Annotated in this window: 13 protein-coding genes and 1 tRNA gene; 11 read left to right on the top strand and 3 right to left on the bottom strand. The window is 66.4% G+C overall.

Features of this window, described 5'->3' with window-relative positions; all coding sequences use genetic code 11:
- The first annotated feature begins 164 nt into the window (after nt 1–164).
- The 10 genes from N511_RS0121410 to N511_RS0121365 all read left to right on the top strand — a co-directional run bounded on the left by N511_RS0121410 (nt 165) and on the right by N511_RS0121365 (nt 11949).
- Nucleotides 165–1316, top strand: a complete 1152-nt coding sequence (locus N511_RS0121410; protein WP_027681134.1) for an ABC transporter substrate-binding protein — start codon at nt 165–167, stop codon at nt 1314–1316.
- 166 nt (nt 1317–1482) lie between these two features.
- On the top strand, nt 1483–2457 hold the full coding sequence (locus N511_RS0121405; protein ID WP_027681133.1) for a LysR family transcriptional regulator: 975 nt from the start codon (nt 1483–1485) through the stop codon (nt 2455–2457).
- Complete coding sequence (locus tag N511_RS0121400; protein WP_027681132.1) at nt 2454–3953, top strand: flavin-containing monooxygenase; 1500 nt, start codon at nt 2454–2456, stop codon at nt 3951–3953. The genes N511_RS0121405 and N511_RS0121400 overlap by 4 nt, the downstream gene beginning before the upstream one ends.
- Nucleotides 3950–4933, top strand: a complete 984-nt coding sequence (locus N511_RS0121395; protein ID WP_027681131.1) for an ABC transporter permease — start codon at nt 3950–3952, stop codon at nt 4931–4933. Before N511_RS0121400 ends, N511_RS0121395 begins: the two co-directional genes overlap by 4 nt.
- Nucleotides 4930–5859, top strand: coding sequence for an ABC transporter permease (locus N511_RS0121390; RefSeq protein ID WP_037027188.1), 930 nt, complete (start codon nt 4930–4932; stop codon nt 5857–5859). Before N511_RS0121395 ends, N511_RS0121390 begins: the two co-directional genes overlap by 4 nt.
- A complete protein-coding gene (locus N511_RS0121385) occupies nt 5856–6860 on the top strand; it encodes an ABC transporter ATP-binding protein (protein ID WP_027681129.1) in 1005 nt (334 codons plus the stop codon). Before N511_RS0121390 ends, N511_RS0121385 begins: the two co-directional genes overlap by 4 nt.
- A complete protein-coding gene (locus N511_RS0121380) occupies nt 6857–7858 on the top strand; it encodes an ABC transporter ATP-binding protein (protein WP_027681128.1) in 1002 nt (333 codons plus the stop codon). The genes N511_RS0121385 and N511_RS0121380 overlap by 4 nt, the downstream gene beginning before the upstream one ends.
- 49 nt (nt 7859–7907) lie before the next feature.
- Nucleotides 7908–9476: an ABC transporter substrate-binding protein gene (locus N511_RS0121375; RefSeq protein ID WP_027681127.1), complete on the top strand. Its 1569-nt coding sequence runs from the start codon at nt 7908–7910 to the stop codon at nt 9474–9476.
- A gap of 5 nt (nt 9477–9481) precedes the next feature.
- Nucleotides 9482–11362, top strand: coding sequence for an acyl-CoA thioester hydrolase/BAAT C-terminal domain-containing protein (locus N511_RS0121370; RefSeq protein ID WP_027681126.1), 1881 nt, complete (start codon nt 9482–9484; stop codon nt 11360–11362).
- Nucleotides 11359–11949: a peroxidase-related enzyme gene (locus tag N511_RS0121365; protein WP_027681125.1), complete on the top strand. Its 591-nt coding sequence runs from the start codon at nt 11359–11361 to the stop codon at nt 11947–11949. The genes N511_RS0121370 and N511_RS0121365 overlap by 4 nt, the downstream gene beginning before the upstream one ends.
- Before the next feature lie 73 nt (nt 11950–12022).
- Here the strand turns inward: N511_RS0121365 and N511_RS0121360 are convergent, their stop codons facing one another.
- Both N511_RS0121360 and N511_RS0121355 read right to left on the bottom strand, forming a co-directional pair.
- Entirely contained in the window at nt 12023–14320 is a 2298-nt protein-coding gene (locus N511_RS0121360) for a xanthine dehydrogenase family protein molybdopterin-binding subunit (protein WP_027681124.1), read from the bottom strand.
- Nucleotides 14317–14784 (bottom strand): (2Fe-2S)-binding protein, encoded by a 468-nt coding sequence (locus N511_RS0121355; protein ID WP_027681123.1) that lies wholly within the window; start codon nt 14782–14784, stop codon nt 14317–14319. Before N511_RS0121355 ends, N511_RS0121360 begins: the two co-directional genes overlap by 4 nt.
- Before the next feature lie 181 nt (nt 14785–14965).
- On the opposite strand from N511_RS0121355, the gene N511_RS0121350 reads away from it, so the two are divergent.
- A tRNA-Ser gene (locus N511_RS0121350) sits at nt 14966–15056 on the top strand.
- Nucleotides 15057–15197: 141 nt separating this feature from the next.
- Here the strand turns inward: N511_RS0121350 and N511_RS0121345 are convergent.
- Nucleotides 15198–15479 (bottom strand): DUF7696 family protein, encoded by a 282-nt coding sequence (locus tag N511_RS0121345; RefSeq protein WP_037027186.1) that lies wholly within the window; start codon nt 15477–15479, stop codon nt 15198–15200.
- Between the last annotated feature and the right edge of the window lie 34 nt (nt 15480–15513).

The following is a 15513-nucleotide window of genomic DNA, read 5'->3' as shown; positions in this document are numbered from 1 at the left end:
TCGGATAAGCCGTTGCGGCAATGTCGCAGCCCTAGGGAAATCCGGAGGCGGCGCCACACGGCTTCTCCGCTAGCATCGTCCCGCCGAGTTTGCGATACCGAGGTTGCGATGCGTATCGCCGTCTCGGCACACAAAAAACAATCACCCAGAAAAAGGGGGGAGACATGACAGGTTGCAATGCCGCCTTGCAGCGCGCCATCGCGTGCGCATGGCTGTCGGGGCTGTTGCTGGCGTCGGGGCCGGCGATGGCCGAGCCGGGCGTCACCGATGGCAAGATCGTCATCGGACAGACCGCCGGCTTCACCGGGCCCGCCGGCGAGCAAGTCCAGGAGATGACGCAAGGCGCCAAGCTCTACCTCGATGCGGTGAACCGCGCCGGCGGCGTGAACGGCCGCAAGATCGAACTGATCTCGGAGGACGACGGCTTTGATGCCAGCGCCTCAAAAAAGCACGCACATGCGCTGCTGGTCGACAAGCAGGTCTTCGCCCTCTTCCTGCCGCGCGGCACGCCCAACACCGAAGCGATCATGACGGAGGCGCGTCCGCTCGGCGCGCCGGTGGTGGCGCCGTCCACCGGGGCGTCAACCTTCTTCGATCAGCCCGACCCGCTGCTCTTCGTGGTGCGCGCGAAATACCAGGCGGAGATTGCCGAGCTGGTGCATTACTTCGACACGCTCGGTTTGCGCCGTCTGGCGCTCGTCAACGTGAATGACACCTTCGGCAAGGACACCGAGATCGGCTTCAGCAACGCCACGAAAAAGCTGCCGCCCGACGCGCACAGCATCTTCACCGTCGACCGCCTGAAACCGGATATCGCCAAGGCCACGGCAGACGTGGGCAAGTTCGCCCCGCAAGCGGTCATCCTGGCCTGCCCCGGCACGACCGCGCGCGCCATGATCGAGGCGCTCAACAAGCAAGGCACGGTGACGCAGATTGCCGCGCTGTCCAACAACGCCGGCCTGGCGTTTGCGAAATCGCTCGGCGCGCTGGGGCGCGGTGTGGTGATCTCGCAGGTGATGCCCTCGCCGGTGCGATCGACTTCATTGCTGGGTCGGGAACTGGCGTCCGGCGCAAAGTCTGCCGGCGTGGCGCCGTCTTACGCCATGATGGAAGGCTATGCAGCGGCGCGCGTGCTGGTCGAAGGGCTCAAGCGCGCCGGCAAGTCGCCCACGCGCGCCAGCTTTGTCGCGGGGCTGGAGTCGGCCGGCACGATCGACCTCGGCGGGCTGGAGGTTCGCTACGGCCCCAACCTGCGCAAAGGATCGAACTACGTCGAACTGACGGTCATCGGGCCGAACGGCACGTTCGTCAAATAGAAACAGGCGGCGGTGGCGCGGCGCTGCCTGGGCAGTGGCTGCACCGCACGAAATAGCGGTTGCCAGCGCAAAACGCATGAGTACATAAGAAAATACTATTTGGAATTCGCATACTGCCTCTACCAGAATGCATGAACCACATGCATGACTGGGATCAATCAGGCGGATGGAACTCCGACAACTCGAAGCCTTTGCCGCGGTCATGTCGACCGGCAGCGTCACTGCGGCAGGCAAGCTGCTGGGACGCTCCCAGCCTGCCATCAGCCGGCTCATCCAGGATCTGGAAGCCGAAATCGGCTACGCCCTGTTCACGCGCGCGGGGCCGCGCGTCTCGCCCACGGAGCAGGGTTTCCTGCTGTACGAAGACGTTGAGCATACGCTGATCAGCTTACGTCAGATCCGCACCCGTGCCGAAGAAATTGCGCGCGGCGAGGCCCGCCCGCTGCGCCTCGCGGCCACGTCGGCATTGGCGGCCGGTTTGTTGCCCGCCGCCTTGGCCGACGAGCCGGAACTCGCGCAACACGTCCAGATTCGCAGCGCCTCGCCCGAGCAGGTGGTGCACGCCGTGCTGACCGGCGCGGCCGACCTTGGCCTCAGCAGCCTGCCGCTGGAGCATCGCGGCGTGACTGTGCATTGGATCGGCGAAGCGGCGTGCGTGGCCGCTGTGCAGGCAGACGACCCGCTCGCTGCAGGCCAGCGCGTGGCGTTGGCCGATTGCGCCGGGCAGCGCATCATCACGATGCACAACCCCTATCGCTTGCGCCGCCGTCTGGACCAGGCATTGGCGAAGGCCGGCGTGGAACCGAACTCCCTCATCGAGACGAATGCCTCGTTGAACGCGCTGACCGCCGTGCGTGCAGGCCTGGGCGTCGCGTTGCTGGAGCCCGTGACGGCCTACGGCGTGCCGATCGACGGCGTCACCGTGCGCCCAATCGACGCCGACATTCCCTTCTTCTTTGGTGTGATCACCCCCGAGGCCAAGCGGCCATCGGCGGCGGTGACTTCCCTGACCGACGCGCTCGCGCAGGCAGCGCAGCGCCTGCTGCCGGACTGCAAGCTGCACGACCCGGCACGCCATGCCAGCATGCTGCAGGTGCTGTATGGCGAACCCATCAACGAAACCGAAGGCGCGTCCGCATGACCGCTGCACAACAAGACAACGCGCTGCAAGTCACCGGGCTTGCAGCGCTGGAAGCCCGTTTGCACCAGGACTTGTCCTGGCTCGAACTCCCCGCAAAAAACTGGACGCTGCCCCACACGTTAGAAGGGCAACCCGTGCTGGACGTGGCCGTCATCGGGGGCGGCATGGCGGGCATGGCGGCGGCGGCATCGCTCAAGCATCTTGGCATCGGCGCGGTGATATTCGACCGCTCGCCCGCCGGCTTCGAAGGCCCGTGGGCAACGACGGCGCGCATGGAAACGCTGCGCTCGCCCAAGCAACTGACCGGCCCTGCGCTCGGCCTGCCGGCGTTGACGTTCCGCGCCTGGTTTGAAGCGCAGTTCGGTACCGATGCGTGGGAGGTGCTCGACAAGATCCCGCGCCTGCAATGGATGGACTACCTGCGCTGGTACCGCCGCGTGCTGCAGCTCGACGTGCGCAACGAACACCACGTGAAGGCGATCCACCCGCGCGTGGATGGCGCCGTTGAATTGCTGATCGACGCGCCGGGTCAACCGACGCAGCGCGTGTTTGCGCGCCGCGTGGTGCTGGCCACCGGCCGTGATGGGCTTGGCGGCCCATCCGTGCCCGACTTCGCGCATCGGCTGCCGCGCCGCTGGTGGGCGCATTCGTCTGACGAGATGGACTACGGCACGCTGGCCGGCAAGCGCGTGGGCGTGATCGGCGCAGGCGCATCGGCGATGGATTCGGCCGCGACGGCGCTGGAAGCCGGTGCCGCCAGCGTCGACATGCTGATCCGCCGCCCCGACCTGCCGCGCGTGAACAAGGGCAAAGGGGCCGGCAGCCCGGGCCTCGTGCATGGTCATCTGCACCTGCCCGACGCATGGAAATGGCGCATCCGCCATTACATCAATGTCGAGCAGGTGCCCCCGCCGCGCGGCAGCACGCTGCGTGTGTCGCGGCATCCGAATGCGCGCTTCAACCTGGGTTGCGGCATCCTGGGCGTGGACGAGCACGACGGTGTGCTGCACGTGGCCACGACCAAGGGCGTCTTCCAGTTGGACTTCCTGATCTTCTCGACGGGCTTTCGCACCGACTGGGCCTCGCGCCCAGAGTTCAGCGCACTGGCACCGCACATTCGCCAATGGCGCGACCGCTACACACCGCGCCCCGGCGAGGAAGATGCAGAACTGGCCGATTCACCCGACCTCGGCCACGCGTTCGAATTTCGCGAGAAAACGCCCGGCACGCTGCCCGGCCTGTCGCGCGTGCATTGCTTCTGCTATCCGGCGTCGGTCACCCACGGCAGCGTCTCGGGCGACATCCCGGCCATCAGCGAAGGTGCGAAGCGGCTCGCGCAAGGCATTGCCGGCATGCTGTACCAGGAAGACATGGACGCGCACTACGCCGCCATCCAGGCCTATGCCGAGCCCGAGATCTTTGGCGATGAATGGACGCCCGCCCCGCCGCCCGGCGTGGAAGCGAATGCCACTTCCGGCCAGGAGGCTGCACGATGACAGGTTGGTTAATCCGACGCATCGGCCAGGCGCTGCTGGTCGTGCTGGTGATGACGGTCATCGTCTTCATCGGCCTGCACGCCATCGGCAACCCGGTCGACATCCTGATCGGCCAGGACGTGGACCAGATCGACCGCGCCCGCATCATTGCCGAGCTGGGTCTGGACAAGCCGCTGTGGGAGCAGTACCTCGCCTTTCTGAACGGCGCGCTGCACGGCAATCTCGGCAAGAGCTTCGTCTACAACGAACCGGCCATCCAGCTGATCCTGCAACGCCTGCCGGCCACCCTAGAGCTGGCGTTTTCCGCGCTGATCATCGCGGTGGTGGTCGGCGTGCCGCTGGGACTGTTCGCTGGGCTGTATCCGCGCCATCCGGTGTCGCGCCTGCTCATGACGGGCAGCGTGGTGGGATTCTCATTGCCGACGTTCTGGGTGGGCCTGATGCTGATCATGGCGTTCAGCGTGAGCCTCGGCTGGCTGCCCGCAAGCGGACGCGGCGAAACGGCGCGCCTGTTCGGCATCGAATGGTCGTGGCTGACGGTCGATGGCCTGCGGCATCTCGTGCTGCCGGCGGTCAACCTGTCACTGTTCAAGCTCTCGCTGGTGCTGCGGCTGACGTCTGCGGGCGTGCGCGAGGTGCTGCCGCAGGACTTTGTGAAGTTCGCGCGTGCAAAGGGCCTGTCGCCGCTGCGCGTGGTGCTCGCGCACGTGCTGCGCAACACGCTGATCCCGCTGGTGACGGTGCTGGGCCTGGAGCTGGGCTCGACCATCGCCTTTGCGGTGGTGACGGAAAGCATCTTCGCGTGGCCCGGCGCGGGCAAGTTGATCCTCGATAGCATCAACTCGCTGGACCGGCCGGTCATCGTTTCCTACCTCATCGTCGTGGTGTGCCTGTTCGTGTCGCTCAACCTGATCGTCGACATCCTGTATCGGCTGCTGGACCCGCGCGTGCGTGCGGCGGACAGCGCGGAGGCTGCATGATGAATACCACTCCGCAACCCACCACCGCAGCGGCGGTTGCCGCCCCGCGCAAGCAATCGCCGTGGCGCCGCGTGGTGTCCGATTTTCTGGCATCCAAGACCGCCGTCTTTGGGCTCGTGGTGGTCGTGATCCTCATGCTCGCCGCGCTGGCCGCACCGTGGATCACGCCGCAGAACCCATACGACCTGATGCAGCTCGACGTGCTGGACTCGCGCCTGCCGCCAGGTTCGCCGAATGGCTTGGGGACGTTCACGTACTGGCTCGGCACCGATGGCCAGGGGCGTGATCTGTATTCCGGCATCCTCTATGGCCTGCGCATCAGCCTGGGCGTGGGGATCGGTTCGGCAGCCGTGGCGGCGGTGATCGGCACGCTGCTCGGTCTGATTGCCGCGTATGCCGGCGGCCGCGTCGACAGCATCATCATGCGCACGGTCGATCTGCTGCTGTCGTTCCCATCGGTGCTGGTGGCGATGATGATCCTCGCTTATCTCGGCAAGAGCATCACGAATGTCGTGCTGACCCTCGTGCTGCTGGAGTGGGCGTATTACGCGCGCACGGTGCGCGGTCAGGCCCTCGTCGAGCGTCGGCGCGAGTACGTGGAAGCCGCGCGCTCGCTCGCCCTGCCCGGCTGGCGCATTGCGCTCAGGCACATCCTGCCGAACTGCCTGCCGCCGCTGATCGTCGTGGGCACGCTGCAGGTCGCGCGCGCGATCACGCTGGAGGCAACGCTGTCGTTCCTGGGCCTGGGCGTGCCGATTACCGAGCCGTCTCTTGGCCTGCTGATTTCCAACGGATACCAATACATGCTGTCTGGCCAGTACTGGATCAGTTTCTATCCGGGCATCGCGCTGTTGCTGGCGCTGGTGGCCATCAACCTGGTGGGAGACCGCCTGCGCGAAGTGCTGAACCCGAGGACGCAACGATGACGGCGTCCACCAACGCGACCACCCTCGAAGTCCGCAACCTCCGCACGCATTTCTTCACGCGCGAAGGCGTGCTGCCGGCCGTGGACGACGTGTCGTTCTCGCTCGCGCGCGGGCGCATCCTCGGGCTGGTGGGCGAATCCGGCTCAGGCAAGTCCGTCACCGGGTTCTCGATCATGGGTCTGGTGGACCCGCCCGGCCGCGTCGTCGGCGGCGAGATCCTCTACCAGGGCCGCGACCTCACCAAGCTGCCCCCGCGTGAATTGCGCAAGCTGCAGGGCAACCGCATCGCCATGGTCTTCCAGGACCCGATGATGACGCTCAACCCTGTGCTGCGCATCGATGCCCAGATGATCGAGGCCGTGCGCGCGCACAGCAGCATGAGCCACAAACAGGCGTGGGACCACGCGCGGGACACGCTCGGTCTGATGGGCATTCCCAGCCCCGAAGAACGGCTGCGCGCCTATCCGCATCAGCTTTCGGGCGGCATGCGCCAGCGCGTGGCGATTGCCATTGCGATGCTGCATCGGCCGGACCTGATCATTGCCGACGAACCGACCACGGCGCTGGACGTGACCATCCAGGCGCAGATCCTGTCCGAAGTGCAGAAGCTCGCGCGCATGCACGGCACGGCGCTGATCTGGATCACGCATGACCTGTCTGTCGTGGCCGGGCTGGCCGACGAGGTGGCCGTGATGTACGCCGGCCGCATCGTCGAACACGGCCCGGTTGATGCGGTGCTCGATGCCCCGCTGCACCCCTACACCATGGGCCTGATCGACAGCCTGCCCAGCGAGAACCGTCGCGGCCAGCGCCTGCGCCAGATTCCCGGCATGACACCGAACCTGCTGTCGCTGCCCGCGGGCTGCGCGTTTGCGGCACGCTGCCCGCGTGCCACCGAGGTCTGCGGCGTACGCCCCGACATCACGCAGCCAATACCCGACCGCCTCGTGCGTTGCTTCCACCCGGGCGCGCAGCACGCTTCCTCGCAGGAGGTCGCATGAGCACGCCGCTCGTCGAACTCAAGCAGGTCAGCAAACGCTTTGGCGATCGCAAAGTCGGCGTGGCCGATCGCGTTCTGCAGCGCGCCGGCCTGGCGCATCCGCCTGCGATCGTTCGTGCGGTCGACGGTGTCGACCTCGCGATCCAGCCCGGTGAAGTCGTCGGCCTCGTCGGCGAATCGGGCTGCGGCAAATCCACGCTCGGCCGGATTGCTGCGGGCCTGATGCCGCCCTCGGCCGGCGAGGTGCGCGTGGAGGGCAAGGCTGTCGACACACTCTCCGCCGAGGAAGCCCGCGCGGCCCGCCTGAAGATCCAGATGATCTTCCAGGACCCGTATGCGAGCCTCAACCCGCGCCTGCGCGTGGAAGAGATCGTCGGCGAGGCAGCGCGCGTGCACGGCCTGACCGACCGCGCCAACTTTGCCGATTACGTGGCTGCGCAGATGCAGCGCGCCGGCCTCGACCCCGCCCTGCGCGACCGCTATCCGCATCAGTTCAGCGGCGGCCAGCGCCAGCGCATCGGCATTGCGCGCGCGCTGGCGGTGCAGCCGTCGATGCTCGTCTGCGACGAGGCGGTGGCCGCGCTCGACGTGTCGATCCAGGCGCAGATCCTGAACCTGTTCATGGACCTGCGCGAGCAGCTCAACCTGACCTACCTGTTCATCAGCCACGACCTGGGCGTGGTGGAACACCTGTCGGACAGGGTGGTGATCATGTACCTCGGCCGCGTGGTGGAATCGGCCCCGGCGGAGGAAGTCTTCCGCCGCCCGAACCATCCTTACACGCAGACCTTGCTGGCGGAAATCCCGCGCCTGTCGGCCCGGCACAAGACGTTTACCGCCATTCAAGGCGAGATGCCGAGCCCGCTGCACCCGCCGACCGGCTGCCATTTCCACCCGCGCTGCCCGCACGCCATGCCCCGCTGCAAGACCGAGACGCCGACGCTGCGCGGCATTGCGGTCAACCACGTCAGCGCGTGCCATCTGAACGACGCGACCTGAACGATATTCAATAAGCCAACGATTCCAAAAACAGGAAAAGGGAACCCACGTGAAACGCCTCCTAGCCTCGTCGCTTGCTGTAGCGCTGTTTGCCGCTGCCGGCGCTGTCAGCGCGCAGACGCTGAACATCGCCTTTGCCGATCCGCTGTCGTCGCTCGACCCGCAGTTGAACAACCACGCCGGCGACCGCTCCGTCGATGTGCATTTCTGGGACCTGCTGGTCGAAAACAAGTGGAACAAGCTGCAGCCCGGCCTGGCGCTGTCGTGGAAGACGCTGGATCCGAAGACGTGGGAATTCAAGCTGCGCCCGAACGTGAAATGGCACGACGGCCAGCCGTTCACGGCCGATGACGTCATCTTCTCGTACCAGCGCGCGCGCAGCGTGCCGGGCAGCGTGGCAACGTTCGCGGGCTATCTGCGCACGGTGGAGTCCGTCACGGCCAAAGACCCGCTGACGCTGATCATCAAGACGAACATCCCGAACCCGGACCTGCCGCTGAACCTCGCATCCGTGCACATCGTCAGCAAGCATGTGGGCGAGAAATCGTCCACCGAGGACTACAACGCCGGCCGTGCCGTGGTGGGCACGGGCCCCTACAAGTTCGTCTCGTATGTGCCGGGCGACCGCGTGGTGATGGCGCGCAACGACAACTACTGGGGCGGCAAGCAGCTCTGGGAGAAGGTCAACTACCGTTACATCAACAATGCTGCCGCGCGTACGGCCAACCTGCTCTCAGGCGAGGTGGACGTCATCGACAAGGTGTCGGTGTCTGACCTGGCGCGCCTGCGCCAGTCGCCCAACGTGAAGGTGTTCGCCTATCCGGGCCTGCGCGTGATGCTGCTGCAACCGAGCTTCCGCAAGGGGCCGAACGATTACATCACCGGCAACGACGGCAAGCCGCTGCCGAACAATCCGCTGCTGGATGTGCGCGTGCGCCGCGCGCTGTCGCTCGCCATCGACCGCAAGGCCATCGTCGACCGCATTCTGCAAGGCGCCGCCACCGTCGCGAACCAGTGGATGCCGTCGGACACGTACGGCTATAACCCCGACGTGAAGGACATCGCTTACGACCCGGCGCAGGCCAAGAAGCTGCTGGCCGACGCAGGCTTTCCGCAGGGCTTCAACCTCGTGATGCACGTGCCGAATGACCGCTATCCGCAAGGCCCCGAAACGGCGCAGGCGGTGGCGCAGTTCTGGACGCGCATCGGCGTGAAGGCGCGCGTGGAAGTGGTGCCCTGGTCGGTCTACTCGGGCCGCGCCAACAAGAATGAATATGCGATGAGCATGCTGGCCTGGGGCAACGGCACGGGCGAAGCAAGCTACGCGCTGGTCAACGTGCTGGCCACCGTCGACACCAAGAAGGGTCTGGGCGCATCCAACTGGGGCCACTACAGCAACGCGGCTGTCGACAACGCGTTGAACGCCTCCACCGAGGAATTCAACGTGGAAAAGCGCGCGGCGATTCTTCGCCACTCCGTCAAGCTGGTCTCGGATGATGTTGGCGTGATGCCGCTGTACCACTACCAGAACGTGTGGGCCGCCAAGAAAGGCCTGAAGGTGACGCCGATGACGAGCGATCGCACGGCGGCGCAAATGGTCACCAAGGACGGCAAGTAAGCGCCATGGGAACGTTCGCGGTCAGCGTGACGCCGGCGGATGACCTGATCGACGTATCGCGCGGCATCGTCGTGACGGGGCTCGCGCCCGGCGCCCAGGTCGGTATCGTCGCGCAAACGAGCCGTGGCAATGGCGTGCTGTGGCACAGCCGCGCCGCGTTCGTTGCCGATGCACACGGCACCGTGGACCTGACGCGCGACGCGCCCATCTCCGGGGACTACGCCGGCGTCAGCGCGATGGGCATCGTCTGGAGCCAGCGCCCGGAAGACGGCAAGGCACGCGAGGTGTTTCCACAGCCAGTCACGGAGCCGTTGACGACCACGCTGACGGCCACGGCCAACGGCGAGTCGGTCCACGCGAGCTTCGTGCAACGGCTGGCCGCGCCGGGTGTGACGCGCCACGATGTGCGCGACGATGGTCTGGTCGGTACGCTGTACCTGCCCGATCCGTATGCGCACCCGGGGCCGCGCCCTGCGGTGCTCATCCTCAACGGCTCGGGTGGCGGCATCAACGAGCCACGCGCGGCGCTGTTTGCTTCGCACGGCTATGCGGCGTTTGCGCTGGCCTACTTCAAGGCGCCGGGGCTGTCGGACTACATCTCGAATACGCCGCTGGAATATTTCGAGCGCGCGCTTGCCTGGCTGCGCAAACGCGTGGCGCCGCTGCACGACTTCGTTGCCGTGAGCGGCCAGTCGCGCGGGGGTGAACTGGCATTGCTGCTGGGCGCGACATTCCCGGAAGCCGTGTCTGCGGTCATTGGCTACGTGCCGGGCGCCGTCGTGCACAGCGGACAGAACGCCGCGGACCCTGCCGTCGGCCGCGAAGGCCCGACGTGGCTGTATCGCGGTCAGCCGTTGCCGCATCTGTGGGAAGGCAACCGCACCGCGACCTGGGCACCGTTCGACGAAGGCCCCGCGCCGCATCGCCACGAGCGCGCCATCCGCACCGCGCTGCAGGATGCCGATGCCGTGGCACGCGCGCGCATCCGCATTGAGCGCGCGCGCGGTCCGGTGCTGCTGCTCTCCGCCGCCGATGACGGCTCGTGGCCCTCGAGCGACTACTCGCGCATGGTGACCACCAAACTGGCCGAGGTACGCCACCCCTACCCCGTCCAACATTTCGATTACGAAGGCGCGGGTCACGCCATCGTCTTCCCATACGTGCCGACCACGCAGCTCGTCTATGCGCACCCGGTGTCGGGCCGCATCAGCACCGGCGGCGGCGAGCCGCGTGCCAATGCCCGCGCCGACGCCCAATCGTGGTCAGCAGTGCTTCGCTTCCTGGCCAGCGCGGTGGCCGCGCGCGGGGCGTCCGTACCCGATTCCCGGAGTCTTTCATCGATGGATTTCACGCCCGCACAAGATGTGGTCGACCAGGTTGCCGGCCTGGAAGACGGCAGCGCCACGCACGCGCTGCGCCATGCCCGCGAAAAGGTCGCCACGGCCACGCAGGGCAGCTACGACGCATTGTTCGACGCAGGCCTGCCCGGGCTGACGTTGGGCGAACGCCTGCTCGTCGCGCTGTACGCCTGCCGCCTGACACCGGCGGCTGAACTGGCCGAACACTACCGCGCACGCCTCGCGAATACGCCGGTCGACGCAGATGCGTTGCAAGCCGTCAACCACGGCGATATCGACACGCTGACCGACGCCCGCCTGCGCGCCATCCTCGCCTTCACGCGCACACTCGTCGAACGCCCCATCGAGGGCGACCGCGATGCGCTGTTGCGCTTGCCCGCAGCGGGCCTCGCCACGGCCGACGTCGTGACGCTCGCGCAACTCATCGCTTTCCTGTCGTATCAGACGCGGCTCGTCGCCGGCTTGCGCGCCCTCCGCGAAGCCGCCGGCAGCGGCAGCGCCACCGCCTCCACGGAGACCGCAGCATGACCGAGATCATCCGCGCCCACGGCTTCACCAACGAATCGCTTGAATGGCAAGCGTGGCTGGATGTGGTCGACCTCGACCGCGCCACGCCCGAGCAGATCGCCGTGCTGGAAGAAAGCCATCCGAAGGCGAAAACGTCGGACTACTACCGGTTTCTCGTTCACCAGCCCGAGATCCTGCGTCAGCGGTCGGCGGCATTCAACGCGATCATGTATGCGCCGGGCGGCCTGTCGCGTGCCGAGCGCGAACTCGCCAGCGCGGTGGTCTCGCGCGTCAACGGCTGCGTGTATTGCGCATCCGTCCACGCACAGCGCTTCGAGCAGCTGGCCAAGCGCAACGACGTGATCAAGCAGGTCTTTGAAGACCCGCACATCGCCGGCACGAACGCGCGCGAGCGAGCCATCGTGCTGTTCTCGATCGACCTGACGATGCGCCCGGGCGATGTACGCGGCGAAGACTTGCAGCCCCTCAAGGCCGCTGGCCTGACCGACGCGGAGATTCTCGACCTGATACACGCCGTGGCCATCTTTGCGTGGGCGAATCGGCTGATGCTGAATCTGGGCGAACCCGTGTTTCCGGACGCGGCCTGAGACGGGCGGCATCGCTCCCAAGAAAAAAGCCGCAGGTGTGCGCCTGCGGCTTTTGTGTTTCAACGCAGCAGCGTCACACCATTGGCAACTGCCGTACCGGCTTGCCCGTCAACTGCGCCACGGCATGCGCCACGGCGGGCGCGATCGGCGGCACCCCCACCTCGCCCATGCCGCTGGGCTCCGCGGTACTCGGCACGAAGTGTGTTTCGATGACGGGTGTCTCCGCCATCTTGAGCGCCGGGTAGTCGGGGAAGTTCGACTGCACGACCTGGCCGTCCTTGATGTCGATCCGGCCGTACAGCGCCGCCGTCAGGCCGAAGATGACCGCGCTTTCCATCTGCTGCGCAACGATGCCCGGGTTGACCACCGTGCCGCAATCCACCGCGCACACAACGCGATGCACGCGCGGCTTGCCATCCTTCATCGACACCTCCACCACTTGCGCGACCACGGAGCCGAAGCTCGGATGCAACGCAATGCCGCGGGCACGCGGTGCGCCGTCAGCGGCGGGTGCCAGCGGCTGCCCCCAACCGGCAGCCTGCGCCGCCGTGTCCAACACCTTCAACTCGCGCGGATGGTCCTTCAACAACTCGCGCCGCATCGCCAGCGGATCAAGCTTGGCCTGGGTCGCCACCTCGTTGAGAAAGCCCTCCATGAAGAACCCGTTGTACGAGTGCCCCACGCTGCGCCAGAAGCCCACGGGAACCGGCAAATCGACCGCCAGATGCGCGATGTGCTCGTGCTCGATTTCATACGGCAGGTCGAACAGGCCTTCGGCGGTGTAGCGATCGATGCCTGCTGATGGCGCACCGAACAGTCGATCCAGCTCGCCCGCAAGAATCGATTGTCCGGCGCTGCGCGAGGCAATCGCGGTGACCTTGCCGTTTTCGACGCGCGCCTTGAGCCGGGCGATGGCGTGCGGGCGATAGAAGTCGTGGCGGACGTCTTCTTCGCGCGACCAGATCACCTGCACCGGCTTGCCTTCGGTCTTGGTGGCGATGGTCACGGCCTGGCCGATGAAGTCCGATTCCAGCCGTCGCCCGAAACCGCCGCCGATGAGCGGGATGTCGATGTGGACCTTGTCGCCGCTCACCCCGGCCGCGCGCGCCGCTACCAGCTGCGCCAGCGTGGCGACCTGCGTGGGCGCCCAGAGATGCACGCCGTCTGCCGTTACCTGCGCGGTGCAGTTGATCGGCTCCATCGTCGCGTGCGCGAGATAGGGCGCGCTGTATTCGGCCTCGACGAGGGTGGCGCCATCGGCCTTGTCGAAGGCTTTCAGGCCATCGCCCATCGACCGGTACGTGAAGCCGCCCTTGTCGCTGTCGAGCGCGCTGACAAGCTGCTGCCGGATGCCTGCGGAATCGAGCTTGGCATGCGGGCCGTTGTCCCACACGGGCTCAAGCGTTGCCAGCGCCTGCCGGGCCTGCCAGTAATGGTCTGCCACCACGGCCACGCCCGGTGCACCACCGCCCGTGCCCTCGAACGGCACCACGTAACGCACGCCCGGCATGCCAAGCGCCGCTTTCGACTGGAACGTCTTGAGCTTGCCGCCAAACACCGGACACATGACGACGGCGGCATACAGCATGCCCGGCAGGCGCGTGTCGATGGAGAAGCGCGCGCTGCCATCCGTCTTCGCGGCGAGGTCGTTGCGCGGCGCCGGTTTGCCGATCAACTGGAATTGCGAGGCCGGCTTGAGCGTCACGCTGGACGGCGCAGAAATACCACGCGCCGACTTGGCCATCTCGCCAAACGTGGACTGCTTGCCGCCGGGGCCGATCAGCAGGCCTTCGCGGATGCTGACGTCGGCAGCCGGCACGTTCCATGCGCGCGCTGCCGCTTCCACCAGCGCTGCACGCGCCGTGGCGGCGGCTTCGCGCACCGGCTGCCAGCCGTCGGCGGTGCTGCTGCTGCCGCCGGTGATGATGAGGCCGATCTCGCGCGCGCTCTTGGCCATGATCCAGTGCAGTGCGCGGGCCCACGTCTTGTCAGCGCTGTCGGGATGCAGCGGCAGCGAACTGTCGCCCATGGCGACGACGTTGCCGTAGATGCGCTCCACCGGTGCGCTTTCGATGCCCACGCGCGAGAGCGGAATGTCCAGCTCTTCGGCCGCCAGCATCGACAGCGCGGTGTGGATGCCCTGGCCCATCTCCACACGCGGCATGGCAAGCACGACGTTGCCTTCTGGCGTGATCTTGATCCAGCCGTTCAGCGCAATCTCGCCGTTGTGCTCGGGGAAGATGCCCGGATCGCCCACGCGGCTGCGCGGCGGCATCACGCCCCAACCCACCACCAGTGCGCCGCCAATGCCAAGCGCACCCAGCAGGAAACGGCGGCGTCCGCTGCGCGGTTTCGTTGCCTTCGCGTTCATGCGCGGCCCTCCCGCAGCGCTTTGGCAGCGCGCTTGATGGCGGTACGCATGCGCGGATACGTGCCGCAGCGGCAGATGTTGGTCATGGCCGCGTCGATGTCGGCATCAGTCGGATCGGGATGTTGGGCCAGCAAGTCCGCCGCGGCCATCAGCATGCCGGACTGGCAGTAGCCGCACTGGGGCACCTGCTCATCCACCCAGGCTTGCTGCAGCGCGTGGCGCTTCCCTTCGCCGCCGGCCAGGCCTTCGATGGTGGTGATGTGCTTGCCGGCCACAGCGGCCACCGGCAGCACGCAGGACCGCACAGCTGCGCCGTCAACGTGTACGGTGCATGCGCCGCACGCCGCCACGCCGCAGCCGAACTTCGTACCCGTCAGGTTCAGGTGATCACGCAGCACCCACAGCAGGGGCGTGGCCGGGTCGCAATCAACGCTGACCGGCTTGTGGTTGACGTCCAGATCCATGGGGCGGTGGTCTCCTAGTCCTTGTGATTTTTTATGCTGGCAAAGCGTACGTTCAAACGGCTGGGAGCGGCAATAGTGGTCACCCTCGGTTGCTTGCTGCGCCGGAGAACCGACAACCTCGTCCAGACCAGGGCAGCAGGGGTTGGCTAGCTCGCCCGGTGTGCTACAATCGCGGGCTTCCGGAGAGATGGATGAGTGGTTTAAGTCGCACGCCTGGAAAGCGTGTATAGGTTAATAGCCTATCGGGGGTTCGAATCCCCCTCTCTCCGCCAGAACACAAATGCCCGCGCTAGCGGGCATTTTCATTTCTGCGGCACCCTCCATCGCCCAAAAACAAAAGGCCCAGTCTCCCGACAAGGCCTTTTGCATCCCACCGCCGACGCGTCTGCGCGGTCGGCATCCCCTCGCGTAACTCAATGCAGCGTGGCGGGCGTCTCGCTCGTCAGCAGCGTCTGCGTAACCTGATCGCGAATCGATTGGGCTTTCAGCAGCAGGCGCAAGGCGATATCGGCACCACGGCTGTTTGCCACGTGTTCGATAAACGCGTTGCGTGCGCGCTCATTCAGCGTGGCAACGTGCGCAGCCTCGGACCACACGCGCCACGCGGAGGGCTGACCGGCAAACTGCTCGCGGCGGCGAAGCAGGTCCGAGTCAATGGCAGCGGCAATCTCGATGTCTTGAACGGTGCGATTCATGATGGCCCCCTTGCGGTCTGTGCTGTTTTTGCGA

It is taken from the genome of Ralstonia sp. UNC404CL21Col (genome assembly GCF_000620465.1).
Classification (GTDB): Bacteria; Pseudomonadota; Gammaproteobacteria; order Burkholderiales; family Burkholderiaceae; genus Ralstonia; species Ralstonia flatus.
This window is presented reverse-complemented; position numbering and strand designations above follow the sequence as displayed.

What these genes read in the sequence shown, in the direction of transcription:
- N511_RS0121410 (WP_027681134.1), top strand. Translation starts at nt 165, where the DNA reads ATGACAGGTTGCAATGCCGCCTTGCAGCGCGCCATCGCGTGCGCATGG.
- N511_RS0121405 (WP_027681133.1), top strand. Translation starts at nt 1,483, where the DNA reads ATGGAACTCCGACAACTCGAAGCCTTTGCCGCGGTCATGTCGACCGGC.
- N511_RS0121400 (WP_027681132.1), top strand. Translation starts at nt 2,454, where the DNA reads ATGACCGCTGCACAACAAGACAACGCGCTGCAAGTCACCGGGCTTGCA.
- N511_RS0121395 (WP_027681131.1), top strand. Translation starts at nt 3,950, where the DNA reads ATGACAGGTTGGTTAATCCGACGCATCGGCCAGGCGCTGCTGGTCGTG.
- N511_RS0121390 (WP_037027188.1), top strand. Translation starts at nt 4,930, where the DNA reads ATGATGAATACCACTCCGCAACCCACCACCGCAGCGGCGGTTGCCGCC.
- N511_RS0121385 (WP_027681129.1), top strand. Translation starts at nt 5,856, where the DNA reads ATGACGGCGTCCACCAACGCGACCACCCTCGAAGTCCGCAACCTCCGC.
- N511_RS0121380 (WP_027681128.1), top strand. Translation starts at nt 6,857, where the DNA reads ATGAGCACGCCGCTCGTCGAACTCAAGCAGGTCAGCAAACGCTTTGGC.
- N511_RS0121370 (WP_027681126.1), top strand. Translation starts at nt 9,482, where the DNA reads ATGGGAACGTTCGCGGTCAGCGTGACGCCGGCGGATGACCTGATCGAC.
- N511_RS0121365 (WP_027681125.1), top strand. Translation starts at nt 11,359, where the DNA reads ATGACCGAGATCATCCGCGCCCACGGCTTCACCAACGAATCGCTTGAA.
- N511_RS0121360 (WP_027681124.1), bottom strand. Translation starts at nt 14,320, where the DNA reads ATGAACGCGAAGGCAACGAAACCGCGCAGCGGACGCCGCCGTTTCCTG.
- N511_RS0121355 (WP_027681123.1), bottom strand. Translation starts at nt 14,784, where the DNA reads ATGGATCTGGACGTCAACCACAAGCCGGTCAGCGTTGATTGCGACCCG.
- N511_RS0121345 (WP_037027186.1), bottom strand. Translation starts at nt 15,479, where the DNA reads ATGAATCGCACCGTTCAAGACATCGAGATTGCCGCTGCCATTGACTCG.